This window comes from Pseudomonas bohemica (genome assembly GCF_002934685.1).
GTDB lineage: Bacteria > Pseudomonadota > Gammaproteobacteria > Pseudomonadales > Pseudomonadaceae > Aquipseudomonas > Aquipseudomonas bohemica.
The window spans coordinates 249,516-274,395 of the sequence record NZ_NKHL01000119.1 but is presented as its reverse complement, the minus strand read 5'-3'; the positions used below and the strand labels follow the sequence as shown (position 1 = coordinate 274,395).

The 24,880-nt window shown below is 59.8% G+C and carries 28 protein-coding genes; 15 read left to right on the top strand and 13 right to left on the bottom strand.

Going from position 1 to position 24,880, the window contains the following annotated elements; translation table 11 throughout:
- Positions 1–45 precede the first annotated feature (45 nt).
- From CE491_RS25410 to ureC, 3 genes are all read left to right on the top strand, one after another.
- A complete protein-coding gene (locus tag CE491_RS25410; protein ID WP_110951084.1) occupies positions 46–582 on the top strand; it encodes a GNAT family N-acetyltransferase in 537 nt (178 codons plus the stop codon).
- The gene (locus tag CE491_RS25405; RefSeq protein WP_110951083.1) at positions 579–884 is read left to right on the top strand and encodes an urease subunit beta; all 306 of its coding nucleotides are present in this window, start codon (positions 579–581) and stop codon (positions 882–884) included. Before CE491_RS25410 ends, CE491_RS25405 begins: the two co-directional genes overlap by 4 nt.
- A 142-nt stretch (positions 885–1,026) precedes the next feature.
- Positions 1,027–2,727 (top strand): urease subunit alpha, encoded by a 1,701-nt coding sequence (gene ureC / locus CE491_RS25400; protein ID WP_110951082.1) that lies wholly within the window; start codon positions 1,027–1,029, stop codon positions 2,725–2,727.
- A gap of 47 nt (positions 2,728–2,774) precedes the next feature.
- Here ureC and CE491_RS25395 read toward each other — a convergent pair whose 3' ends face one another.
- Positions 2,775–3,074 carry a hypothetical protein gene (locus CE491_RS25395; RefSeq protein WP_110951081.1) on the bottom strand — a complete coding sequence of 100 codons (300 nt, stop codon included), beginning with the start codon at positions 3,072–3,074 and terminating at the stop codon, positions 2,775–2,777.
- Between the two features lie 172 nt (positions 3,075–3,246).
- Between CE491_RS25395 and CE491_RS25390 the strand changes: the two genes are divergently transcribed.
- Positions 3,247–4,380 (top strand): sensor histidine kinase, encoded by a 1,134-nt coding sequence (locus CE491_RS25390; protein WP_110951080.1) that lies wholly within the window; start codon positions 3,247–3,249, stop codon positions 4,378–4,380.
- A 202-nt stretch (positions 4,381–4,582) separates the two neighbouring features.
- Here CE491_RS25390 and CE491_RS25385 read toward each other — a convergent pair whose 3' ends face one another.
- Both CE491_RS25385 and cbpA read right to left on the bottom strand, forming a co-directional pair.
- Positions 4,583–4,882 (bottom strand): chaperone modulator CbpM, encoded by a 300-nt coding sequence (locus tag CE491_RS25385; protein ID WP_110951079.1) that lies wholly within the window; start codon positions 4,880–4,882, stop codon positions 4,583–4,585.
- A 2-nt stretch (positions 4,883–4,884) separates the two neighbouring features.
- Positions 4,885–5,847 (bottom strand): curved DNA-binding protein, encoded by a 963-nt coding sequence (gene cbpA, locus CE491_RS25380; protein WP_110951078.1) that lies wholly within the window; start codon positions 5,845–5,847, stop codon positions 4,885–4,887.
- A 295-nt stretch (positions 5,848–6,142) separates the two neighbouring features.
- Here cbpA and CE491_RS25375 point away from each other — a divergent pair, with 295 nt between their 5' ends.
- Complete coding sequence (locus CE491_RS25375) at positions 6,143–7,408, top strand: Hsp70 family protein (protein ID WP_110951077.1); 1,266 nt, start codon at positions 6,143–6,145, stop codon at positions 7,406–7,408.
- Between the two features lie 114 nt (positions 7,409–7,522).
- Here CE491_RS25375 and CE491_RS25370 read toward each other — a convergent pair whose 3' ends face one another.
- Positions 7,523–8,533 (bottom strand): AI-2E family transporter, encoded by a 1,011-nt coding sequence (locus tag CE491_RS25370; RefSeq protein ID WP_110951076.1) that lies wholly within the window; start codon positions 8,531–8,533, stop codon positions 7,523–7,525.
- A gap of 204 nt (positions 8,534–8,737) precedes the next feature.
- The gene (locus tag CE491_RS25365; RefSeq protein WP_110951075.1) at positions 8,738–9,028 is read right to left on the bottom strand and encodes a PsiF family protein; all 291 of its coding nucleotides are present in this window, start codon (positions 9,026–9,028) and stop codon (positions 8,738–8,740) included.
- 150 nt (positions 9,029–9,178) lie between these two features.
- On the opposite strand from CE491_RS25365, the gene CE491_RS25360 reads away from it, so the two are divergent.
- Positions 9,179–10,063 carry a DMT family transporter gene (locus CE491_RS25360; protein ID WP_110951074.1) on the top strand — a complete coding sequence of 295 codons (885 nt, stop codon included), beginning with the start codon at positions 9,179–9,181 and terminating at the stop codon, positions 10,061–10,063.
- Positions 10,064–10,067: 4 nt separating this feature from the next.
- On the opposite strand, the gene CE491_RS25355 is transcribed toward CE491_RS25360, so the two are convergent.
- A complete protein-coding gene (locus tag CE491_RS25355) occupies positions 10,068–10,301 on the bottom strand; it encodes a hypothetical protein (protein ID WP_110951073.1) in 234 nt (77 codons plus the stop codon).
- 59 nt (positions 10,302–10,360) lie between these two features.
- Positions 10,361–11,251, bottom strand: coding sequence for an esterase/lipase family protein (locus CE491_RS25350; RefSeq protein ID WP_110951072.1), 891 nt, complete (start codon positions 11,249–11,251; stop codon positions 10,361–10,363).
- Between the two features lie 257 nt (positions 11,252–11,508).
- Between CE491_RS25350 and osmE the strand changes: the two genes are divergently transcribed.
- Positions 11,509–11,847: an osmotically-inducible lipoprotein OsmE gene (gene osmE / locus CE491_RS25345; protein ID WP_110951071.1), complete on the top strand. Its 339-nt coding sequence runs from the start codon at positions 11,509–11,511 to the stop codon at positions 11,845–11,847.
- 250 nt (positions 11,848–12,097) lie between these two features.
- Positions 12,098–12,631 (top strand): ferritin-like domain-containing protein, encoded by a 534-nt coding sequence (locus CE491_RS25340; RefSeq protein ID WP_166595978.1) that lies wholly within the window; start codon positions 12,098–12,100, stop codon positions 12,629–12,631.
- Positions 12,632–12,854: 223 nt separating this feature from the next.
- Here the strand turns inward: CE491_RS25340 and CE491_RS25335 are convergent, their stop codons facing one another.
- Both CE491_RS25335 and CE491_RS25330 read right to left on the bottom strand, forming a co-directional pair.
- The gene (locus tag CE491_RS25335; RefSeq protein ID WP_110951069.1) at positions 12,855–14,921 is read right to left on the bottom strand and encodes an AsmA family protein; all 2,067 of its coding nucleotides are present in this window, start codon (positions 14,919–14,921) and stop codon (positions 12,855–12,857) included.
- 101 nt (positions 14,922–15,022) lie between these two features.
- Positions 15,023–15,235 carry a hypothetical protein gene (locus tag CE491_RS25330; protein ID WP_110951068.1) on the bottom strand — a complete coding sequence of 71 codons (213 nt, stop codon included), beginning with the start codon at positions 15,233–15,235 and terminating at the stop codon, positions 15,023–15,025.
- Between the two features lie 3 nt (positions 15,236–15,238).
- Between CE491_RS25330 and CE491_RS25325 the strand changes: the two genes are divergently transcribed.
- The 7 genes from CE491_RS25325 to CE491_RS25295 all read left to right on the top strand — a co-directional run bounded on the left by CE491_RS25325 (position 15,239) and on the right by CE491_RS25295 (position 20,301).
- Positions 15,239–15,460: a hypothetical protein gene (locus CE491_RS25325; RefSeq protein WP_110951067.1), complete on the top strand. Its 222-nt coding sequence runs from the start codon at positions 15,239–15,241 to the stop codon at positions 15,458–15,460.
- A 141-nt stretch (positions 15,461–15,601) separates the two neighbouring features.
- The gene (locus CE491_RS25320; protein WP_110951066.1) at positions 15,602–16,234 is read left to right on the top strand and encodes a TetR family transcriptional regulator; all 633 of its coding nucleotides are present in this window, start codon (positions 15,602–15,604) and stop codon (positions 16,232–16,234) included.
- Positions 16,235–16,540: 306 nt separating this feature from the next.
- Complete coding sequence (gene ureE, locus CE491_RS25315; protein ID WP_110951065.1) at positions 16,541–17,041, top strand: urease accessory protein UreE; 501 nt, start codon at positions 16,541–16,543, stop codon at positions 17,039–17,041.
- Positions 17,038–17,712: an urease accessory protein UreF gene (locus CE491_RS25310; protein ID WP_110951064.1), complete on the top strand. Its 675-nt coding sequence runs from the start codon at positions 17,038–17,040 to the stop codon at positions 17,710–17,712. The genes ureE and CE491_RS25310 overlap by 4 nt, the downstream gene beginning before the upstream one ends.
- Positions 17,713–17,774: 62 nt before the next feature.
- Positions 17,775–18,389, top strand: a complete 615-nt coding sequence (gene ureG / locus CE491_RS25305) for an urease accessory protein UreG (RefSeq protein WP_110951063.1) — start codon at positions 17,775–17,777, stop codon at positions 18,387–18,389.
- 25 nt (positions 18,390–18,414) lie between these two features.
- Entirely contained in the window at positions 18,415–18,987 is a 573-nt protein-coding gene (locus CE491_RS25300) for a HupE/UreJ family protein (RefSeq protein ID WP_110951062.1), read from the top strand.
- A 177-nt stretch (positions 18,988–19,164) separates the two neighbouring features.
- The gene (locus tag CE491_RS25295) at positions 19,165–20,301 is read left to right on the top strand and encodes an AGE family epimerase/isomerase (RefSeq protein ID WP_110951061.1); all 1,137 of its coding nucleotides are present in this window, start codon (positions 19,165–19,167) and stop codon (positions 20,299–20,301) included.
- 129 nt (positions 20,302–20,430) lie between these two features.
- On the opposite strand, the gene CE491_RS25290 is transcribed toward CE491_RS25295, so the two are convergent.
- From CE491_RS25290 to livM, 4 genes are all read right to left on the bottom strand, one after another.
- Entirely contained in the window at positions 20,431–21,204 is a 774-nt protein-coding gene (locus CE491_RS25290) for an SDR family oxidoreductase (RefSeq protein WP_110951060.1), read from the bottom strand.
- 791 nt (positions 21,205–21,995) lie between these two features.
- Positions 21,996–22,712 (bottom strand): ABC transporter ATP-binding protein, encoded by a 717-nt coding sequence (locus tag CE491_RS25285; protein WP_110951059.1) that lies wholly within the window; start codon positions 22,710–22,712, stop codon positions 21,996–21,998.
- Positions 22,709–23,584, bottom strand: a complete 876-nt coding sequence (locus CE491_RS25280) for an ABC transporter ATP-binding protein (RefSeq protein WP_110951058.1) — start codon at positions 23,582–23,584, stop codon at positions 22,709–22,711. The genes CE491_RS25285 and CE491_RS25280 overlap by 4 nt, the downstream gene beginning before the upstream one ends.
- The gene (gene livM / locus CE491_RS25275) at positions 23,581–24,879 is read right to left on the bottom strand and encodes a high-affinity branched-chain amino acid ABC transporter permease LivM (RefSeq protein WP_110951057.1); all 1,299 of its coding nucleotides are present in this window, start codon (positions 24,877–24,879) and stop codon (positions 23,581–23,583) included. The genes CE491_RS25280 and livM overlap by 4 nt, the downstream gene beginning before the upstream one ends.
- Position 24,880 lies beyond the last annotated feature (1 nt).

Sequence of the window (24,880 nt, the reverse complement as noted above, 5' to 3'; positions counted from 1 at the left end):
TAGCCACCCGTTTGCCCTGATTGCTCTCTTTGAAGGAAAGCCCCAATGAATGCTGCTCAGTTGCGACGTGTTACCAGCGAAAGCTTCGCGCATTACCGCCACGGCTTGGTGGCGGTATTACTGGATGCGGTGCATCGAGGCGCATCGGTGGGTTTCATGGCCGATCTGGGGGCGGACGAGGCTTACAGCTGGTGGGATGGCATCCGGACCGAGGTCGAGCAGGGCAAGGTGTTGTTGTGGGTCGTGGTACAGGACGAACAGGTGCTGGCCACTGTGCAACTGGCGTTGTGCCAAAAGCCCAACGGCCTGAACCGCGCCGAAGTGCAAAAGCTGCTGGTGCTGGAACACGCTCGGCGTCGCGGCCTGGCCACACAACTTATGCAAGCGGTTGAACAGGCCGCCGTTCAGCACAAACGCGGGCTGCTGTATCTGGATACCCTGGCCGGATCGCCCGCCGAAACCTTTTATCGCGCGTTGGGTTACGAGCTGTGCGGCAAGCTTCCGGACTACGCCTGCAACCCGGACGGCGAATATCACGCTACTGCCATTTACTACAAGTTACTGTCGAGGAAGAACGCATGATTCCTGGTGAATACCAGATCCAGCCTGGCGAGATCGAGCTTAATGCCGGGCGCCGGACGATCACCCTCAGCGTCGCCAACAGCGGTGACCGACCGATTCAGGTCGGCTCGCATTTCCATTTTTTCGAAACCAACGACGCCCTTACCTTCGACCGCGCCGCCAGCCGTGGCATGCGCTTGAACATCCCGGCGGGAACCGCAGTGCGCTTCGAGCCTGGACAGGCGCGGGAGGTCGAGTTGGTAGACCTGGCCGGATTGCGGCGGGTGTTCGGGTTTGCCGGGCGGGTGATGGGGAATCTCTGATCTCGGGTCAGCCAGCTCAACCGGGGCGACCCTTCGCGAGCAAGCTCGCTCCCACAGGTCCAGCGCAGATCGGTGTGGAAGCGAGCTTGCTCGCGAAGACGTCGGCACAGGCACTACAAATTCAGAATCAAGGTACCGCGCCATGAAAATTTCCAGACAAGCCTACGCCGACATGTTCGGCCCTACCGTCGGCGACCGCGTGCGTCTGGCCGACACCGAGTTGTGGGTCGAGGTCGAAAAGGACTTCACCACCTACGGCGAGGAAGTGAAATTCGGCGGCGGCAAGGTCATTCGTGACGGCATGGGCCAGGGCCAGTTGCCGGCTGCCGAAGTGGTCGACACGCTGATCACCAACGCGCTGATCCTCGATCACTGGGGCATCGTCAAAGCCGACGTCGGCCTCAAGGACGGTCGCATCGCCGCCATCGGCAAGGCAGGCAACCCGGACATCCAGCCAGACGTAACCATCGCCATAGGCGCCGCTACCGAAATCATCGCCGGGGAAGGCATGATCCTCACGGCAGGCGGCGTCGACACGCATATCCACTTCATCTGCCCGCAGCAGATCGAAGAAGCGCTAATGAGCGGCGTTACCACCATGATCGGTGGCGGCACAGGCCCCGCGACCGGCACCAACGCGACCACCGTCACGCCCGGCAAATGGCACATGATGCGCATGCTGCAGGCTGCCGAAGCGTTTCCGATGAATATCGGCTTTACCGGCAAAGGCAACGTCAGCGTGCCCGAACCCTTGATTGAGCAGGTCAAGGCTGGGGCCATCGGCCTCAAGTTGCACGAAGACTGGGGCACCACGCCTGCGGCCATTGACAATTGCCTGAGCGTCGCCGATCAGTACGACGTGCAGGTGGCGATCCACACCGACACGCTGAACGAATCCGGTTTCGTCGAAACTACCCTGGGCGCCTTCAAAAACCGCACCATTCACACCTATCACACCGAGGGCGCCGGCGGCGGCCACGCGCCGGACATCATCAAGGCGTGCGGCTTTCCCAACGTGCTGCCGAGTTCGACCAACCCGACCCGGCCGTTCACCCGCAACACCATCGACGAGCATCTGGACATGCTGATGGTCTGCCATCACCTGGACCCGAGCATCGCCGAGGACGTGGCCTTCGCCGAAAGCCGCATCCGCCGCGAAACCATCGCTGCCGAAGACATCCTGCATGACCTCGGTGCGTTCTCGATGCTCAGCTCCGACAGCCAAGCCATGGGCCGCGTCGGCGAAGTGATCATGCGCACCTGGCAGACCGCCGACAAAATGAAGCGCCAACGCGGCCCGCTGCCGGGTGACGGCGAAGGCAACGATAACTTCCGCGCCAAACGCTATATCGCCAAATACACCATCAACCCGGCCATCACCCACGGCATCAGCCATGAAGTGGGTTCGATCGAAGTGGGCAAATGGGCGGATCTGGTGCTCTGGCGTCCGGCGTTCTTCGGGGTCAAACCGACGCTGATCCTCAAGGGTGGCTCCATCGCGGCCAGCCTGATGGGCGACGCCAACGCCTCGATCCCGACTCCGCAGCCGGTGCACTACCGCCCAATGTTCGCCAGCTATGGCAGCTCGCTACACGCAAGCAGCCTGACCTTCATCAGTCAGGCGGCGTTCGACGCAGGCGTACCCGAACAATTGGGCCTGAAGAAACAGATCGGCGTGGTCAAGGGCTGCCGCAGCGTGACCAAGGCCGACCTGATCCACAACGACTACCTGCCCAACATCGATGTCGATCCGCAGACCTACCAGGTCAAGGCCGACGGCGTGTTGTTGTGGTGCGAACCAGCGGACGTGTTGCCGATGGCGCAGCGGTATTTTTTGTTCTGAGGATTGGAGCGCTTGTCGGCGGCTGAGGTTGCCGACAAGCGTAAACGCTATCTGTCTCGCGCAGGCAGATTATCGATCAGTGAAAGCAACGTGGTCCTGTCTCCAACCAGCCGCAAGTTCTGCAGCACGTCATTAACCGCCCCTACAACGCCCAACTCCTGGTTGGAGAGTTTCTCCTTCTTCACGCCTTTGGCCAGCGCCGAGTAGACCACCAGCTTGCCTCTGGACACATCGTCATTCAGATCGCCGGGAGCATGCTTGTCGTCATTGATTTTTTCGGTGAGCAGTTCGATCTGTTGATCGACATATTCGGTGACGTCATCTTTGGTCAACTCCTTTTTCGACATGATTGCTCTCCTTGAGCAAGAGTGATGAAAGGCAACGTTAGGCGAGGTGTCCGTTTGCTGTCTACTGTCAGAAATGACAGTAGACAACTGCAAATCCGTTGTTCTTCTTGCCACAACATGGCGTTAAGATGGCCACATTTCACTCAGCGCCCCGCCAGCAAGGTTGTTCCTCATGCGTCTTTCCGACTTCATCGTTCAGAACGTGGACCGTATCGTCGACGAGTGGGAAAAGTTCGCCGCCACACTGACCCCTGCTGCGGATTCGATGAACAGTGTGGATTTGCGCGATCACGCCAAGGCCATCCTCCTGGCTGCCGCGCGGGACATGAACACCGCGCAGACCAAGGCCGAACAGATCGCCAAGGCGCAGGGCGAGGAGCTGGGCAAGACGCCGATGCTGGATCGAGCTGCCGCCAGTCATGGTGAGCTGCGACATAACGTCGGGTTCGATCTGGTACAGATGACGTCCGAATTTCGTCATCTGCGCGCGACGGTGATCCGCTTCTGGGTAGATAGTCTGACTTCCCCGGAGATCGGCTATTTCACCGACATGATTCGTTTCAACGAGGCCATCGATGAAGCCCTGGCAGAGTCCACCGCCGCTTACGCCGACCGGGTGAACCGCTCGCGGGATATCTTCCTGGCGATTTTGGGTCACGACCTGCGCGCACCGCTGCAGGTGATCGGCATGTCGTCCGAGATTCTGATGCGCAAGCCCAGCCTCAGCGAGGCTGACATGGCTTACGTCAAACGCATCAAGAGCAGCGGTCGGCACATGGCGACCATGGTCAGTGACCTTTTGGAGTTCGTCCGCAGTCGTCTGGGTGCCGCCTTGCCCATTGAACGCAAGCCCATGGAAATGACCACCGCCTGCCGCGACGCCATCGATGCCGCGAGCGCCGGCAACCCTGATTGCGACCCAGTGTTCACCACCACGGGCGATACCCAGGGCGAATGGGACCGCGCGCGCATCGATCAACTGCTACAAAACCTGATCGGCAATGCCCTGCAACACGGCGCTTCGACTCACAAGATCAGCGTGACGCTGACCGGAGGCGAAAATCACGTCAGCCTGTCGGTGCACAACGATGGCGAGCCAATCGCACAGGAAGCGATCGGTAGCATTTTCGATCCACTGGTACGCTCGCTCAACGAAAAAGCCGGCACCCATAATCCATCGACCAGCCTGGGGTTAGGGTTGTTCATCGTCAAGGAAGTGGTCCATGCCCATAGTGGGAGCGTTACCGTGACATCGAATTTTGGGGATGGGACCACGTTTACGGTCGTGTTGCCGAAGAAGGGTTGAAGCTCAACGCCGATATCGCTTTGATTCTGGCCGAAGGCCGTAGGAAATGGCTTGCCTGCGATCTGGCGCGCGGCGGCAGCAAATCCAGCCAGCACCGTCAACCTGACCCCGTGCATGCGAAGATTTTACTGCCGGTTACCGGCAGCTCGCGGGCAAGCCGCCAACCCCACGCCCTCGGGGCCGACGCAAGCATGCGGCGTCCTCAGTCCTCCACAAACCGCCTCAACCGCTGCTTGAGCATGCGGTTCTCGGCTCGCACCTGCTCAAGCTCGTCCAACAGGTTCAGCGCCAGCGCCACGCCGTCCCACTCCATCGCCAGATCGCGATGCAACTTGGCCGCACGCTTGGCGACCGAGAGTGAATAGGTGTCGAACAACCACTCATCCGGCGTCACCCCTTGGGGTTCGACAATGCCGTGCTCGACGATCTCGATGACATAGGCGACCGGCATATCGACCACCTGACAGAATTCCTGCATGTCTACGATCAGGGTGTTGCTCATGATCAGTTACTCCATTGAGCCCTCGGATCGAAAGCGGCCTTCTCGGCCAGTTTTTCCCACAGCGCTTTGGTGGCCTCATCGGTGGACTGGGGCATGACGATCTTCAACTGCGCGAATAGATCGCCACGCTGGCCCTGCTTGTTCAACAGACCATTTCCCTTGACCCGCAATCGCTGCCCGCTCTGACTGTCCGGACGAATGGTCAGGTTAATCTTGCCGGTCAGCGTCGGCACCGCGACCTTGGCACCCAACGCGGCCTCCCAAGGGGCCAACGGAACGGTAATGATCAGGTCATGGCCTTCGACATCGAACTTGGGATGCGGCGCCAGACGAACGATCAGGTACAGGTCGCCGTTTTCGCCCCCGGCAATGCCCGGCGCGCCTTGCCCCTTGAGGCGAATGCGCTCGCCGTCGGTGACACCAGCCGGGATCTTCACGTTCAGGGTCTTGGTGACGTCGGCCATGCGCTGGCCGTTGGCGCTGTGCTGCGGCACCTTGAAGCTGATCTTCTTCGATTCGGTAGAAAGGGTTTCCTCGAGGAAAATCGCCAGTTCCATTTCCACATCCTGCCCTCGACGACCCGTGCTATGCGCACGTCCGCCCTGTTGACCACCACGATTGCCGAAAATCGAACTGAAGAAATCAGAAAAATCCCCGCCCTCGAAGCCGCCGCCACCACCGAAACCCGGCCCCGCGCCCGCGCCACCACGCCCCTGCCAACCCGGAGGCGGCTGGAAACGGCCCTGCTGGCCATATTTGCGGAGGTCGTCGTACTCGGCGCGCTTTTCCGGGTCGCTCAGCGCTTCATAGGCCTCGGACGCCTCTTTGAATTTGTCTTCCGCGTCAGGCTCTTTGCTGACATCGGGGTGATACTTGCGCGCGAGCTTGCGATAGGCGGTCTTGATCGTCTTATCGTCCGCCGTCGGCTCTACGCCAAGGATCTTGTAATAGTCTTTGAAGTCCATCTAACGGTCACCCATTCCGGATTATCCAGCTCAGTTGCGTACCGCGTTATCAGATGAGAACGTCGACTGCGCTGAATGTTGCAAGGTTATCGGCACACAGCTTCACGCGCTTGAAACAGGGTCCAAACCGGCCGTATGCAATGAGAGTTTCCTGCAAGATTGGGTGTGTTACGCCTTGATTCAAGGTACAGCCGTGAAATAGACGCCTATCGGCAGAAAAACGACGCGACGCGCTACGAATTCCCGGCGCAGTCGCATACACTGCGCGGCCGTTTTTTTGACCGGAACGTAAAACATGAGCACTCCATCTCCAGCCCGTGCCGTGGGCATCGATTTCGGCACCTCCAACTCCACGGTCGGCTGGCTGCGCCCCGGAACGGAAACGCTGATCAAGCTGGAGGACGACAAGATCACCCTGCCCTCGGTGGTCTTCTTCAATATGGAAGAGCGTCGCCCGGTCTACGGCCGTCTGGCGCTGCACGAGTATCTGGAAGGCTATGAAGGCCGGCTGATGCGCTCGCTCAAGAGTTTGCTGGGCTCCAAGCTGATCAAGCACGACACCAGCGTGCTGGGCACGGCCATGCCCTTCAAGGACCTGTTGGGGCTGTTCATCGGCGAGCTGAAAAAACGCGCCGAAGCCGCGGCCGGGCAGTCGTTCGAGCAGGTGGTGCTGGGCCGTCCGGTGCATTTCGTCGATGACGACGCTGCCGCCGATCAGGAAGCCGAAGACACTCTGGCCGAAGTCGCGCGCAAGATTGGCTTCAAGGAGGTCTCGTTCCAGTTCGAGCCGATTGCCGCGGCCTTCGATTACGAGTCCACGCTGGAGCGTGAAGAACTGGTGCTGATCGTCGACATCGGCGGCGGTACGTCGGACTTCTCGCTGGTGCGCCTGTCGCCGCAACGGCGTTTGGTCGATGGCCGCCAAAGCGACATTCTCGCCACCGGCGGCGTGCACATCGGCGGTACCGATTTCGACAAACAGCTCAGCCTGCAAGGCGTGATGCCGCTGTTCGGCTATGGCAGCCGCATGAAAAGCGGCGCCTACATGCCCACCAGCACGCACATGAACCTGGCGACCTGGCACACCATCAACTCGGTGTATTCACAGAAGTCGCAACTGGCGCTGGGCAGCATGCGCTACGACATCGAAGACACATTGGGCATCGACCGCCTGTTCAAGCTGATCGAACAGCGCGCCGGGCACTGGCTGGCGATGGAAGTGGAAGAGACCAAGATTCAGCTGACTCACGCCAAAAACCGCGTGGTGCCGATGGATCGCGTCGAAGCGGGACTGAGCGTCGACCTGACTCGCGAACTGTTCGAATCGTCGATCGACGCGTTGCTGGAGCGTGTGCGTGAGAGCGTGACTCGCCTGCTGGATGACGCAGGGCTGGGCGTGACGGACGTGGACACGGTGTTCTTCACTGGCGGTTCCAGCGGCATCCCCGCCCTGCGCAACAGTGTTGCGGCCATGCTGCCCAAGGCGCGGCATGTGGAAGGAAACATCTTCGGCAGCATCGGCAGTGGCTTGGCGATCGAGGCGAAGAAGCGCTACGGCTGAGGGCCGACTGACTCGGCTTTCACAGCCCAGCACAAACCCTGTAGCGTCCGGCTTGCGTGCGGTGGAGCCCTTGAACTCGCCGCCGGCAAGCCAGACGGCTACAAGGGCGTCACATCACACCAACTCAACCCTGCGCAGCTCGCTCTTCAGATACGCGTAATAAATCGGCCCCGCCACCACGCCGGGCAAACCGAATGCGGCTTCGAATATCAGCATCGCCAGCAGCAATTCCCACGACTTGGCACTGATCTGCCCGCCAACGATGCGCGCGTTGAGGAAATACTCGACTTTGTGGATCACGATCAGATAACCCAGTGCCGCCATGGCTACCCAGATCGACAGCGACATACCGACGATGAAGATCAGCGTGTTGGACATCAGGTTGCCCACCACCGGCAGCAAGCCCAAGAGGAAGGTCAAAACGATCAGGGTCTTGGTCAGCGGCAGGTGCACGCCGCACAACGGCAGGATCACGGCGAGGAAGATCGAGGTGAACGCCGTGTTCAGCAGGGAAATCTTGATCTGCGCGAAAACGATATTGCGAAACGCCTGACTCAGCAGATGCAGACGCTCGAACAACGCTGCAGCCAGCGGTTTGCGTTTGGTGACATCGGGAATGCGTTGCAGCGCGATGATCGCCCCGAGCACCATGCCGATCAGCAGGGTCACGAACATATGCGCCGCGCCCTTGCCCAGCAATTGCAGCTCGCCGATGTGTTTGGTCAGCCAGGCGCTGAGTGACACCTGAAATTCAGTGGCACTGGCCGGCAGATAACCGTCGATGAACGGCGGCAGCTGCCCTCGTGCGCGGTCCACCAGGATCATGAATTTATCCAGCGATGCGCCGGGATTCTCGGCCTCATGCAATAGGAAACTGATCGCGCCGGCAAACAACAACGCGAGCACGCTGACCACCAGCGTGCCGAGCAACGCCACCGCCAGCCAGCGCGCGCGCTCGCCGGCAATCAGCCGTTGCAGTTGCGGAGTAAGCATGTCCACCAGTTCATAGACCAACAGGCCAGCGAGCAGACTGGGCAGCAGATTGAGCGGTAACACCAGCAACAGACCACCGAACACAAGAATGCAGCTGGCCAGGTACACATGACGCGGCGAAAACGTTGGCATACAGCCTCAAAACGAGCGGCTTGAAAAGATGGGCAGTCTGCCAGCGTTCCCTGATGAGAACCAGCGTCGAAAAGTGTCGTTAGTCGCTTATCGCAGCGCGCAGCCCCCATCTGTAGCAGCACGGCCTGGCGGCGGTGGCGTCGTCAGGATCGCCACCGCTGCCAGGCCGTGCTGCTACAGGTTTGGGGGGCAGTTATTGAGGCTTCATTTTTTCTTCAGGCAATCGCTCATGAACGTCTTGCGCGCATCGCCTTTGAGCGACTGAGAACTGGCGGTCGCATTGCAGGTTTTCATCTTTTCCTGCTGGGTGGCGGCAGGCGCTGGCGCGGCTTTCAGGCAGGTGCTCATGAACGCTTTGCGATCATCGCCCTTGAGTGATTTGGCCGACGCATCGGCGTTGCAAGTGGTCATCTTGTTCTGTTGTGCCGTGGCGGCGAAACCTTGAGCGCACATCAACAAGCCCATGACCAATAGGGGAACACGCAGCATCTTCATCGACTTTCTCCAGGGACGCCGCGATTCGCGCAGCATTGAAGGCAGTGTAGTCAAAGAATGTTGCGACATATTTCCGAGAAAATTCCAGACAAGGTAGACGCCGAATCTGACAGGCCGATAATGGCGCCTCACTCTACTGCCGGTTCTGCCATGCAATACCTCTATCCCCTGCTCACCGTGATGATCTGGGCGGGCAACAACGTCATCACCAAAGCCGCCGCTGGACGCATCTTCCCGGCCGAGATCGGTTTCTATCGCTGGTTGCTGGCGGGGCTGCTGTTCACGCCGTTTCTGCTGGGTCCGGTAATACGCAATCGCGCGGCGATCAAACCCATCATCGGCAAAATCGCGGTATTGGGCGTGCTCGGCATGGCGATCTATCAGAGCCTTGCGTATTACGCGGCAAACATCACCACGGCGACCAACATGGGCATCATCCTGTCATTGGTGCCAGTCATGACCCTGGGCATGTCGATCGCGAGTCTCGGTACGGCGCTCACCGCCGGCGCACTGGTGGGCGCGCTGGTGTCATTCGCAGGAGTGCTGTTGGTGGTGTCGCAAGGCAGTTGGGCGGTGCTCGTGGCCCATGGGGTCAATCTGGGTGATCTGATGATGTTGGTGGCGACGCTGGCCTATGCGACCTATACCACGCTGCTGAAGAAATGGCAGCTGCGCATGCCGCCGCTGCAATTGCTGTATCTGCAGGTGCTGGTGGCGATCATCGCGCTGTTCCCGTTGTTCCTGCTGTCACCCAAAACCGGGCTCAATACCGGCAACATTCCGCTGGTGCTCTATGCCTGCATCCCGACGTCGATGATCGCGCCGCTGCTCTGGATGAAAGCTATCGGCATTCTCGGCCCGAGCCGCACGACGCTGTTTTTCAATCTGGTGCCGATTCTCACGGCGCTGGTCGCAGCCCTGGCATTGGGCGAACAACTGGCGGCTTACCATTTCATCGGCGGCGCGCTCACACTAGGCGGCGTGATCCTGGCGGAACGCTGGACCACCCCGCTGCACAAGGCCGCGATCCAGTAAAACTTCAGGCCTCGCGGTCTTCGGCGCTATGGATCGACACGTCGGTGATCCCCGCCACATGGGGCAGATCGACGTGTGGATTGCCGGCATCGAGCGGATCGTCATCCACCGCGACGTGATGCTTGAGCGCCAACTCGTGGACCACTTCGATGATCGGTACATCCAGATCTTCGATCACATCGACATGATGTTCACCGGCAAGGGTGTACTCGATTTCATACAGCTCTTTATCGTTCATCGCACTGTTTCCTTAATGACCCGCGTGGGTCGACTGATCACGAAATACGGCTCATAAAATCAAAGGCCGGCGGCTTTGAGGCGCGCGGCGTGCTCGAGAAACAACCCCACGGGATTGGCCCCCTTGCCCACCAGACCCAGGTGCTGGTTGACGATATCGAAATGGTCGAGCGGGTAGTCGTCACCGATGACCGTGCCCAGATGCGAACTGTATCGCCCGACCATGCCATCAGATTGACCTCGCTCTTTCGTGAACGTGCGAGCAAATATTCGGCAAGTGAGATTAGTGGTATCGAAGCGGTTCATTCCGCGGTCCGTGCGCCCCGGTTGCAAGGTGCCGGACCAAGAGTAATAGCGCACGCCATTGACCAGTTCCGCCCCCTGCCCACCCCAGGTTTCCGGCAGGCCTTGTGGGAAAAGCCTGTTGAATCGGGCGACGCCGCTAGTGGTCAGCGAGTGGTGCGCGGCGTCGACGTCGGTTGGCAGGCGGGTGCCGCGATAGCCGGTGTCGAGTGCCGCAAGGATCAGCGTGGTCAGGCGAATCGCGGCATTGACCAGGCGACCGCGTACCGTGCTCTGCGCAAAATGCTCTTCGAGATGGTCGGCCAATTCCGAACCATGATTGGGACCGGCCACCGAGGTGACGGACGCCACCAGGTCCGGGCGCACGCCAGCGACGTAGCGGATGGTCAGGGCGCCTTGGCTGTGGCCGATCAGATTGACCTTGGCCGCGCCGGTTTCCTTGAGGATCTCCTGAACCCGCGCCAGCAATTGCTCGCCGCGAATCTCAGAGGAGTTCACCGCCGACACCATCACCGGAATCACCGTCGCCCCGCCGCTACGCAGGGCTGGAACGATGCCGTACCAGTAGGGATAGACCACCAGCTTGACGAACCCCAACAACCCCGGCACCAGCACGATCGGGTAACGCGTGGCTTGTTCTTGCGTCATGAGCCGCTAAATCCCTGTGTGTTCATCCCCGGTAGGAGCGCACTCGCCTGCGAAAATTCAGCTGGGGATCGAGATGCATTGGAGGCACCCGAGCTTCGCGGGAAAGCGTGCTCCTGCACACAGTAGCCGCAAACCATTCATCAATCATGAGCAAACCGGGTAATGCCCCATCGCCATCTTTCGATCGAACTCTTTCAATCGGCCAACGCTCATAACTGCAACGGGCCACCAATGGCCTTTCTCTGGAGTGATCGGTTATGTACAAGCAATCCCTGGCAGTAGTGTTCGCATTGGCCGCGCTGGCTGGCTGTACATCGACAACCCTGCAAAACCCGGTGGACTACGCGACTTACCGCAACGAGCCGCTGGTCAAGCAAATCGACGACGGCATGACTGAGCAGCAGGTGCTAACCATCGGCGGCGAGCCTTCTACCCGCGTGCATCGCAAGGTTCATCAGGGCACCTGCAACAACTACATCCTCAACAAGGATGGCCATCAGCAAGCCTATTACGTGACCTTCGGCGCCAACGACCGTGTGGACAGCAAGGGTTTCATGACCTGCGAACAGCGTGAGGCGAATGAAAAGGCGAACTGATCGCGCCTTTGCAGTGCTTGCCCGCGACATCGGTGTGCCAGACGCCACTGATGTACCAGACCGAACGCAATCGCGGGCAAGCGCGGTCGTCCACAGCTTGCGCGCTTGCGTTGCAAAACAAATAAAACTTTTCCCCGCGCCGAACACTCACAACATAAGACCCGATCTCACCGGGCGCCGGTCAGGCAGTACACGACCGACGCATCAAGAGCGAGACGGCAAAAAACCGGATTAGCCCTGGAGATGAATGATGAGCGATGTGCAGCAACTAACCGATGTCAGCACCCTGCGCGAACGTGCGCGCCACAACGTTGAAAACGGTGCAGTGACCGAAGGCTATGACGGCGACCGCGAAGAGATTATTCGCCTGCTTAATGCATCGCTGGCAACCGAATGGGTCTGTGTGCTCCGTTACAAACGTCACTACTACATGGCTAAAGGCGTAAAAGCCCAAGTCGCTGCGGCGGAGTTTCTTGAACACGCAGAGCAGGAGGCCGAGCACGCTGACAAACTGGCCGAACGTATCGTGCAGCTGGGTGGCGAGCCGGAACTGAACCCCGACCTGCTGTCCAAGAACTCCCACGCGCAGTATGTGGCAGGCAATACGCTGAAGGAGATGGTGACCGAAGACCTGATCGCCGAACGCATCGCTATCGATAGCTATCGCGAAATCATTCAGTACATCGGCGACAAAGACCCAACCACGCGCCGGATCTTCGAAGAAATCCTGGCCCAGGAAGAAGAACACGCTGACGACATGGCGGACATCCTCGACGGGCTGTGATGCCTTGAACGGAATGCAAAAAGCCAGAGCAGGTGCTCTGGCTTTTTTGTGGGTGCAGCAACGCGCCATACATACCGCCCATGTCCCCGACGTTGCAAACACTGCAGGCGCCGGACACGCGCCAGACATAACCACAACGGATCTATAGCGGCAGGTTTGCCGGCAGCGGTGGCTTTGTGGTCGCTACCGTTGGCAAGCCGTGCGGCTACAGGATGCGCGACGGTTATTGCGTCGCTTTCGGCGCCTTGCCCGAACGCATCTGCTCCAGCAGCGGTGCGCATTGGTTGGGTTCGCCGCCGCTTGGAGCGACCAGCGCCAACAAGCCCGCAGCTGGCCCCGCCGCCGCGCCCAGCACCACCATACCCGCGCCACGCAACAGCAACGGACCGGCCTGCACGCCCGCGCTCGGCTTGACGAACGGCCCGCGCACATACAACGGCGAGCGCAGGGAGATCACGCGAAACCCCTTGGATTTGGGCGTGATCTTCAGATCCGTCTGCTCGGTCTTCATGTTCGCCGTGCCATCGATGTAGATGATCGCGTTTTCAGTATCAAACACGAACAGTTTGGTCGTCGCCAATCCATCCTTGATGTCGAAGTCTGAGGCTGCGCAGTTGATCTTGACGTTCTTGTCGCCAAACAACGTACCCACGATGTAGTTACCCACGTTCAGCCCGGCGATTTCCATCAGGTCGCGGCTGATCGCGCCATCGTTGACCAGCATCTTCATCTCGCCATTGGCCGTGCCCAGCAGCGCAGCAACCGAGTTGCCCTTGCCGCTGATGTCGGCATCGCCATTGAGCTCGCCGAAACTGGTTTTCATCGGTTCAAAGGTTGGGAACAGCTGCTTGAGTTTGAAGTTGCGTGCACTCAGTCTGGCTCGCCCTTCGAGCGGATGGGAATGGCCATCGAGCTTGATATCGGCGTCCAGCTTACCGCCCGCAACACCAAAGCGCAGAGGTTCAAGGTTTAGCTGACCGTTGTTGAGCACCACATGGGTGTAGAGATCGGTGAACGGCAATTCCGCGCTCTGCACGATCTTTTTGCCGGTGAATTCGACGTCCGCATCCATCGCGCTCCAGCGATCGGTCTTGAACTCCTCGACCGGCAGCACCTTGTCGGCGGGCTGTTTACTCTCGCCGCCACGGGTCTTCTGTTCGGCGTTGGAGTCGGCGCCGATCAATGGCTTGAGATCAGCCATCAGCAACTGGTTGGAGACCAGCGCACCGGTCAACTTGGGACGTGGCTGTCCCGCCACGAAGCCCAGATCGCCATGAATGTCGCTGTTGCCGACCTTGCCGTTAAAGCCCTTGTACTGGAACGACGCCCCGGCCGGGTCGTGCAACTTGGCGATCAGACGGCCGTCGGTTGAATACGGCGGCGAGTCTGGCAAAGTCACGCCAGTCAGGGGGTACAGATTGCCGAGGCTGTCGCCCGAGAGCTTCAGGCTCAGGTCCAGCTCGCCCAGATTTTGCGGATCGGTGACAGTCCCGGCCACCGCAACCCGCGTATTACCTGCGCTGACATCAGCTTGTACCGGAAACGGCAGCGCCGCATCTTTCAGTGCGAGCAAGCCGCCGACCTTGCCAGTACCGCTGAGTTTCTGGCCGTGGTACTGACCTTTGGCGGTGAAACCGAACGCGTAGTCCTGAGCAGAGGCTCCCTTGTCCTGAACCTTTTTGGCTTCGCCGCTGCCGACGATATCGCTGAACGGAATCGGCTTGCCCAGCGGGTCGATCACCACCTCGACAGAAGTGTTGATCTTCTGGTCGTTATAACTGACGAAACCTTTGTCGAAACCGATCGAGCCGATGTCCACGACCCAGCTCGAAGGCTTGGCATTGGGATCGCTCTTGGGCAAGTCGAAGACCCAGTTGGCGCGCCCATCGGCCAGGCGCTCGATTTTGGCGTTGGGTTCGGTCAGGTCGATACGCGGGATGACCACGCGCTGCGCCAATAATGGTAGCGGAGACAGGCGCATTTCTACGCGCTTGAGGGTAACCATTTGAGGGGTTTTCGACCATTCGGGGTTACCGAGCGAGATGTCTTCAGCCGACATGTGCGGCCAGGGTACCCAAGCGCGCCAACCGCCTTCATCCGGCTCACGACGCCAATTCACCGCCAGATTGCCGTTGATGGCAAACGGTCGGTGCAGTTCGGCAGAGACCTTTTCATTGATGGTTGGCTTGAGCCGGTTCCAGTCGAACGTTGCGATCACGATGATCAGTATGGCCAGCAACAGCAGCAGAATGCCGACTGTCCAGGCGAATATCTTGCGGCCTCGCGTCATTGCGTTTTCTCCCCTTATAAAGACCGCCCGTCCTGGGCGCGTCTCACACGTCATAGGCCTTCGACTGACAAAAGTCCTGTGGGTTTGATGAAATCAGGGACTTAGCGCGTGAAAAGTTCCATATGCCCAGTTCGCAGCGCCTGAAAATCAGCTTGAGCCGCCTTGCCCACACGACTGAAAGCCTTGTATTTCAAGGGCTGGCGCCCTAAATCATTTCCGTCGATGGTTACCATCAGTCCTTTGAACTTCTTTATATGCATCCGGCCGGTAAAATTGGCCTCACGTTCACAACACGCCCATTTCAAGAGCAACATCGTATGAAACGCCAACTGATCGCACTGACTCTTTCCCTCCTCGCCTCGAGCGCGTTCGCGATGCCTGCCAGCGAACAACCTATGCTCGGCGAGGTGAAAGCGGCGCGGCAAGTTGGCCTGCCGACGCTGGCGCAAGACGGCCCCGACCGGCTGATCAATCAGTACCAACGCGTCGCCGATAACGGTCCGGATCGACTGGTGCAGCAGTATCAGCGCGCGTCCTGAACCTCGTTGGCGAGCAGATGATCCCGAATAAGCCCGGTCCTGATGCCGGGCTTTTTCATGCTGGCGGCAAAGCCGGTTCGACGCAGCGCAAACGCATTTGTTAGAGTGCTGCCCATTCTTTCTTCAGATACCGCTCACCCCATGCTCCCCCGCGCCGAACAGAAACAGCAGACTCGCCACGCCCTGCTCGATGCAGCCCGGGGGTTGATGGAGAGCGGCCGCGGCTTTGGCAGCCTGAGTCTGCGGGAAGTGGCCAAGACCGCCGGTATCGTGCCGACCGGCTTCTATCGCCACTTCGACGACATGGATCACCTTGGCCTGGCGCTGGTCAGCGAAGTCGGCCAGACCTTCCGTGAAACCATCCGCCTGGTGCGGCACAACGAGAACATCAACAGCGGGATCATCGATGCGTCGGTGCGTATCTTTCTGGATGTGGTGGCGGCCAATCGTTCGCAGTTTCTGTTTTTGGCTCGCGAGCAATACGGCGGCTCGTTGAAGGTGCGCCAGGCACTGGGCGCACTACGCGAGGCGATCATCGCCGACCTGGCGACGGATCTGGCGTCGATGTCCAAATTTCATCACCTGAATACCGACGACCTCTCGGTAATGGCGGATCTGGTGGTCAAGAGCGTGTTCGCCATGCTCCCCGAGCTCATTGACCCGCCGCCCCTGACGTTGGCCGAGCACCTGACGCCGCGAGCCAAGATCACTCAGCAACTGCGCTTTATCTTCATCGGCGCCAAGCGCTGGCAGGGGTTGGGGAGTACGGAGTAACAGCTTTACGACATCCTCTGTAGCCGTCGGCTTGCCGGCGGTGGCGTTCGTTAAATCGCTGCCCCGGCAAGCCGGACTGCCACAAGGCCATGCGCGATTATCTGTAGCAGCGCGCTTGCCCGCGAAGATCGTCGCAACGACGAGGTCCATTTTGGTGCTCATAGGTTCTCGACGCACCAATAAAGCACACTGCGATGCCCTGCCATCAATCACCCGCGTAATCTCAGCAAGCAATTCCTGACTAATCTGTCAGTTGGCAAGCCACTTGCTCTGGCTTATGCATCGCACATTGCTGGAAGTTTTCCGATGCTGGTGATTCATCAAAGAATCGAACCCCAGGCTACATGGGCCGCCGAGCTGCATTTGAATTTCGAAGCGCGGAGCAAAAGTCGTCTGCGCTGTTTCAGTGCCGAAGGCGAAGACGTGGGCCTGTTTCTCGAACGCGGACAGCCGCCGCTGCGCGACGGGGATTTTCTCAAGGCTGAAGACGGGCGGATCGTGCGCGTCTGCGCCCGCCCCGAACAACTGATGCACGTCACCTGCAGCAACGCCTTCGAATTGACCCGCGCGGCCTATCACTTGGGCAACCGTCATGTCGCACTGCAAGTCGGCGATGGCTGGCTGCGCCTGCTCGACGACTATGTGCTCAAGGCGATGCTCGACCAACTGGGCGCGACCACCGAATCCATCGAAGCGCCGTTCCAGCCGGAACACGGCGCCTACGGCGGCGGCCATCATCACTCGCGCGCCGGGGAAGAAGACTTCAACTACGCGCCGCGCATCCACCAATTCGGCGTACGCAAATGAACAAGGCCTGGGCGCTGCTGCGTCTGGCCAGCCCGCAATTACCGATTGGTGGCTACAGCTACTCGCAAGGGCTGGAAATGGCCGTCGAGCAATCCATCGTCACCGATCCACCCAGCGCCGCTCGCTGGATCGGCGATCAACTGTTGCTCAACCTCGCGCGCTACGAAGCGCCGCTGCTGCTGGCTCACTGCACTGCAGCGGCCGAAGACGACTGGGCGGGCTTGCATCGCTTGAGCGAAGAACATCGCGCCAGCCGGGAAACCCGCGAACTGCATCTGGAAAGTCGGCAAATGGGCTATTCGCTGCAGCAACTGCTCAACGGTCTGCCGGAGCTGGATCTGCCTGCGCGAGGCTTTCTTGAGCAGATCGGCGAACCGCATCTGGCTTTGGGTTGGGCGTTGGCCGCACGTGCCTGGCAGATCAACCCCCAGGATGCGCTGGCTGCCTGGCTCTGGAGCTGGCTGGAAAACCAGTTGGCGGTACTGATGAAAACCCTGCCGCTGGGCCAACAGGCCGCACAACGGCTGACCAGCGAGCTGACCCCGCTGCTGCAACGCGCGCAACAGCACGCCACTGAGCTTGACCCTGAATACATCGGCAGCGCCCCATTTGGCTTGGCCTTGGCGAGCATGGCTCATGAACGCCAGTACAGCCGCCTGTTTCGATCCTGACTGCTTTACCCCGGCAGGGGCACCACTACGAACCGCACAGAAAGATTAACGGAGAGCATTTCATGAACAGCCAACCTTTGCGCGTCGGCATCGGCGGTCCGGTCGGGTCCGGCAAGACCGCCCTGACCCTCGCCCTGTGCCTGGCGCTGCGCGATCGCTACAACCTCGCGGTGGTCACTAATGACATCTATACCCGCGAAGACGCCGATTTTCTGGTGCGCAACGAGGCCCTGGCGCCCGAGCGCATCATCGGCGTGGAAACTGGCGGCTGCCCGCACACGGCGATTCGCGAAGACGCCTCGATCAACCTGGAAGCCGTGGACCAGCTTAACCGCCGTTTTGAAGGGCTTGACCTGATCATTGTCGAGTCGGGCGGTGACAATCTTTCCGCGACCTTCAGCCCAGAATTATCGGACCTGACGATTTACGTAATCGACGTTTCGGCGGGCGACAAGCTGCCGCGCAAGGGCGGGCCGGGCATCTGCAAATCCGATCTGCTGGTGATCAACAAGATCGACCTGGCGCCAATGGTCGGCGCGTCGCTGGAGATGATGGACCGCGACACCAGGAAGATGCGCGGCGACAAGCCATTCGTGTTCAGCAACCAGAAGACCGGCCATGGCCTTGAGGACATCATCGCCTTCGTCGAACGCCAGGGTCTGCTGACCGCTGCCTGATTTCATTCACTAAGGAGGATCATTGATGAATTGCAAAAAAATCTTCGGCGCACTGGCGCTGTTGTTGGTTCCGGCCCTGGCGTTCGCTCATCCCGGTCACGACGAAAGCGGCCTGGTAGCCGGTATCAGCCACCCGTTGGGGGGTATCGATCACCTGCTGGCGATGGTGGCCGTGGGTCTGTGGGCGGCGCAGCAGAAAGGCGCCGCGCGCTGGGCGCTGCCGTGCACCTTCGTCGGCATCATGCTGATCGGCGGTTTGCTGGGTTTTGAAGGTCTGCAACTGCCCGCACTGGAAAGCGGCATCGCAGCTTCGGTGTTCGCGCTGGGCCTGGCCGTGGCGCTGGCCGTCCGTCCGCCGCTGTTCGTAGCAGTCGCAGCGACGGCTCTGTTCGCGATGTTTCATGGTGTGGCTCATGGGCTTGAACTGCCCGAGATGTCCAGCCCCTGGGGTTATGCACTGGGCTTCGTCGGCGCCACCGCAGCGCTGCATGCCGCCGGTTACGCAGTGGTGCGCTTCCTGCCAGCAGCGGCTGCGCCGGTGGTGCGGATTGCCGGGGCGTTGTCGGCTGCGACCGGCGTATGGTTATTTGCAGGTTAAATCGCAGCTCCATGTAGCAGCGCGCTTGCCCGTGATGTCGTGTGTCAAGCAAGATTTTTGCCCAGACAGATGGCAATCGCGGACAAGCGCGCTCCTACCCATGATCCGCTTCTGACTCAAAATCCCCGCCTCCTGCTACCATGTCGCGCCATTTGCCCTCTGCCGCGACGCCATCCGATGCCTGACGCTTCCCTCACCGCCGCCAAGTCCGAACTGTCCGCCGTGTTTTCCACGGTGCAGCAACACTTCATGGAAGTGATCGTGCCGCTCTGGCAGGGGCCGGGCTGGAATGCCGAGATGGCACTGCCTTACGAGGCGCTGGACGCTCGGCATCAACCGCTGCCCCCGCAGCGCTATCGGGCCATGGCCTGTGCGCGGCAGTTGTTCCTGTTTTCCAGCTTTATCGGCAACCCCCAAGTGCCCAATGCCGAGGTTCGCGCCGCCGCGTTATTCCGCTCGCTGCAACGGCATTTCCACGACGCCGAGCACGGCGGCTGGTTCTATAGCATCGATCCACACGGCGCCCCGCTCGACCGGCGCAAGGACCTCTACACCCACGCCTTCATCATCTTCGCCTGCGCGCACTACTGGGCGAAAGTGCGCGAGCCCTTGGTGGAATCGGTGCTCAATGCCGCCCTGAACGTCGTGGCCGAGCGGTTTGCCGATGGCGATGGCCTGTATGACGCCGTATTGGACGAAGAGTGGTCTTCGCTGGACGCCGGGCCGCTGCAGAACCCGCTCATGCACCTGGCCGAGGCGTTTCTGGCGACGCTGGAGGTACGCGAAGACGCCAATACCTTAGCCGCGCTGGATGCGCTGGCTGAAGCCATGCAGCGGCGTTTCGTCGACGTCGAACATGGCGTGATGCTGGAGAAGCCGCTCGACGCTGTCGATAACTGGTCCGAGCCGGGGCATCAGTTCGAATGGTTCTATCTGCTGGATTCTTCAGCGCATTTGCGCGGCACGCCGCTGCATCGTTCGCTGACCACCGCTTTCGCCCATGCGCAGGCTCAAGGGGTCGATCAGGCCACGGGCGCAGTGGTCGCGATGCTGGAAGTCGATAGCTCGGTAAAAGACGGGACCCAGCGCATCTGGGCTCAGGCGGAATACCTGCGCGCGCTGACCTTGCGTCCTGACAGCCTGCCATTGTTGGGCCGTCAACTGGATGCGTTGCAGCAGCGTTTTCTTCATGCAGGTGGCTGGAATGAATGCCTGGACAACCAAGGCCGGATCAGCCGCAGCGACATGCCGTCGACCACGCCTTATCACCTGGCGACCTGCTATATCGGGCTGGCGGCATACTTCAAGGCCTGAGCGGGTTAACTGTAGGAGCGCGCTTGCCCGCGAACGCGTCATGTCTGTGCCGAGGTCATCGACTGACACGCCGCATTCGCGGGGCAAGCGCGCGCCTACAGTTATGCGTTGCGCGGAAAGTCCAGGCTGTTACTGGGTCTCGCCACGCGAACGATCAATCGAGAAGCCCGCCCAAGTCTGGCTCACGGGCATCAGCTCCAGACTGTTCACGTTGACGTGGGCCGGGGTGTTCATGACCCAGAAGATGGTCTCGGCGATGTCTTGCGGCTGGATCGGTTCGGCGCCGGCATAGGTCGCGTCGTACTTGGCCTGATCGCCACCGAAGCGCACCAGCGAGAACTCGCTCTCACACAGGCCCGGCTCAAGGTTGGTCACGCGTACGCCAGTGCCGACCAGATCGTTACGCAGGTTCAGCGAGAACTGTCCGACGAATGCCTTGGTGCCGCCGTACACGTTACCGCCAGGGTACGGATAATTGCCCGCCACCGAACCCAGGTTGACGATGCTCGCGCCACGACCATAGGCGATCAAACGCGACAGCAGCGTACGGGTGGTGTAGACCAGCCCTTTGACGTTGGTGTCGATCATGGTGTCCCAATCATCCAGATCGCACTTGGGCGCAGGATCGATACCCAAGGCGAGACCCGCGTTGTTGATCAGGCCACGAATCTTGGCGAACTCCGCTGGCAGACCTTCGACGGCCTTCTCCACGGCCGCACGGTCACGTACGTCCAGGGTCAGGGTGTGAACCTGGGTCTGCTTCGACAGTTCGGCGCTCAGCGCCTGTAGACGATCTTCACGGCGCCCGGTCAGCACCAGCGACCAGCCTGCTTCTGCGAAGCGCCGCGCGCAGGCCTTGCCAAACCCGGAAGTGGCACCGGTAATGAACACGGTAGAAGTCATGTGGTTCTCCTGACTGGGGTATGGGCTTATGGATAAGCGTGGGGTTAACGCAAACATGTTGCGCAGTGTTGCGTGTAGGAAAGTTCTGGAGAATGCCCGCGCAGGCGGCTCAGGATCAAGTCCAGGCGTAACAATCGTCGTACGACGACATGCTCTGCTTGATCTGATCAAAAAACATACAATAGTCGCAAAGCCTTATGCCATCAGGGCTGGCGACAGTTTTGCCCACCTTATCCACAGTCAGGCGCACAAAAACCGGGGGCAACTCATAAAGGCGCAAGCCACGCCATACGGGGCCTGTGGGCAAGTCGGCGGCTGAATTTGCTTGACCTCAGGAGGAGTATCTGCAAACAAATGCGCGTTGGACTTGCGCACTCGGACACGAGCCAGCCGATAAGCCAGAGATTGCGCTATCTGCGGCCGTCTTTCCAAGGGTTGCACACAGAGTTATCCACAAGCTGGACCGCTGTCTAAACTGTATAAAAAACCAGCCTGAAAAGCGTTGACAAACAGACTGAAGATACCGGCCGAATTCGTTGATCAAATATTATACAAACCTCTGAACGCCCCGTATAACAAGGCCTGTAGCCAACTGCCACCAACTTATTCACAGCCAGTTCCACAGTAAAACTGAACAAGTCAAAATCGTGACAAAACAACCATTTGCAGCGGCTATATGTCGCGCTTTGGGAGCTGTTCAAAATTGTTTTCCACAATTGGCTACCCTGCAAAAAAAACGCCTCAGGTGTTATCCACCCGAGGCGTTTATTTGTTCGGCGCTGCAAAGAAATTCAATGCCCGCCGAGATAAGCGTTTCTGACCTCTTCGTTAGTTAACAACTCCCGCCCCGTGCCTGTCAGTCGAATTTCGCCGTTGACCATCACGTAGGCGCGGTCCGACAGCTTCAGGGCGTGGTTGGCGTTCTGCTCGACCAGAAAGATCGTCATACCCGTTTTGGCCAGCTCACGCAGCGTAGAGAAGATCTGCTTAACGATGATCGGCGCCAAACCCAGGCTCGGCTCATCCAGCAGCAACAGCTTCGGCCGGCTCATCAAGGCACGGGCGATCGCCAGCATCTGCTGCTCCCCCCCGGACATGGTCATGGCCCTCTGATTGCGACGTTCCTTGAGGCGTGGAAACAGCTCGAACATCCGCTGCATGTCCTCGCTGGCGTACTTGTCGCCAATCGGGATGGTGCCCATCATCAGGTTCTCTTCCACCGACATATCGGGGAACACACGACGACCTTCCGGCGACTGCGCAATGCCGTTGGACGCAATGTAGTGTGAGGACTTCTGCGTGATGTCGGTGCCTTGGTAGATGATCTGACCGCTGGCCGCGCGAGGCTGGCCGAAGATCGACATCAGCAACGTGGATTTACCCGCGCCGTTGGAGCCGATCAGGCTGACGGTTTCGCCCTCGTCGATATGCATCGAGACTTTCTTCAGGGCCTGGATCGGCCCGTAATACACATCGATCTCTTTCAGTTCGAGGATCGGCTTACTCATACCAGCTCCTCTTCATCAGCACCCAGATACGCGGCGATCACTTTAGGGTCGTTGCGGATCTGCTCCGGCTTACCCCTGGCAATCACGTTGCCGTGGTCGAGCACCACGATATCGTCGGAAATCCCCATGACCATGCCCATGTCGTGCTCGATCAACACGATGGTCATGTCGTGGTCGTCGCGCAGGTGACGAATCATGCCGCTCAGCGCTTCGGTTTCCTGTGGATTCAGACCTGCGGCCGGTTCGTCCAGGCAGATCACCTGTGGACGGGTGCACATGGCGCGGGCGATTTCCAGACGGCGCTGCTGACCGTAGGAAAGCTCACCGGCCAGACGATTGGCGCAGTCCACCAGATCGACCACTTCCAGCCAGTAGAAGGCGGTGTTCATGGCATCGTCTTCGGCCTTGCGGTAGCCCTTGGTATTGAGGATGCCGGCGATCATGTTGCGGTTGACCCACATGTGCTGGGCGACCAGCAGGTTCTCGACGACGGACATTTCCTTGAACAGACGAATGTTCTGGAACGTGCGCGCCAGCCCCGCGCGATTTACCAGGTGCGTGCCGCCGAACATCTTGTAGAACAGACGGCTGCCGAAGCGCTTGGGCGAGGCGAAGTCGCTGGCGCGAAATTCCTCGCCGAGCAGCTGGATCACGTTGGTTTTCTTGCCCCGCGCATTCAATTCGATGCGCCCGCCCGTGGCTTTATAAAAGCCGGTCAGGCAGTTGAACACCGTGGTCTTGCCCGCGCCGTTAGGGCCGATCAGGGCAAAGATCGAGTTGCGACGCACCTCCAGGCTGACGTCGCTGAGGGCCTTGATGCCGCCGAAGTGCATCATCAGGTTCTCGACGCTGAGAACGATTTCGTCGCTCATGACGCGCCCTCCACTTTTGCCAGCACGCCTTTGCGTGGTTGGACGCCGGTGCGGCTGATACGGATCAGGCCGCGTGGGCGCCAGATCATCATCAGCACCATCAGGATGCCGAACAGCAGCACGCGGTATTCGGCGAAGCTGCGCAGCATTTCCGGGGCAACGGTCAGCACGAAGGCCGCGATGACCACGCCGACGGTCGAGCCCATCCCGCCGAGTACGACGATGGCAAGGATCAGGGCCGATTCGAAGAAGGTGAACGAGGTCGGGTTGACGAAGCCTTGGTAGCTGGCGAAGAACACACCGGCAAGACCTGCGGTCGAGGCACCGATGGTGAACGCCGAGAGCTTGACCAGTACGTGGTTCAGCCCCATCGAGCGGCAGGCGATCTCGTCTTCACGCAGGGCTTCCCAGGCGCGACCGACCGGCATGCGGGTCAGACGGTGCTTGATGTACAGCACCGCCAGCACGACCAGAAACAGAACGGCGTAGATGAAGATGAATTTCAGGTCCGGGTTGTATTCGAAGCCGAAGTATTCGTGAATCGGAATCCCGCCATCTTTGGCGCGACGCCCGAATTCCAGGCCGAAGAACGTCGGCGACGGCACTGCCACACCGTTCGGACCGCCAGTGAACGACAGCCAGTTGTTGAGCACCAGACGAATGATTTCACCAAAGCCCAGGGTCACGATGGCCAGATAGTCGCCGTGCATGCGCAGCACCGGAAAACCCAGAATGCACCCGGCGAATGCCGCAGCGATGGCTGCCAATGGCAATGCCGACCAGAAACCAAGGCCCAGGTACTGGTAACCCAGCGCCAAACCGTAGGCGCCGATGGCGTAGAACGCCACGTAACCCAGGTCGAGCAGACCGGCCAGCCCCACCACGATGTTCAGGCCAAGGCCCAGCAGCACGTAGATCAGCCCGAGGATGACGACGGTCAGCAGGTATTTGTCGGCGAACACAGGGAAGATCACGGCGATTACGATCATCAACGGAATGATGAAACGCAGGCGGGTCTTGTAGCCCGGAGGCAGCACGTGCACGCCGGAACCCGTGCTTTCGAAGCTCTGGGCAATGGCCACGCCCTTTGGCGTTTGCAGGAACAGGCTCATCAGGAAACGACCGACCATCACCACGCCGACCAGCGCGGCAACGCGCCCCGGTTGCGTGTTGAAGCCGTAACCGTCCAGCACGATGCCGACGATCGGGCCGAACACGATCAGCGCCAACAGACCGGCAACCACCGCGTCGATCAGGCTTTGTTTGATATCGATGGGTTTGACAGGAGCAGACATG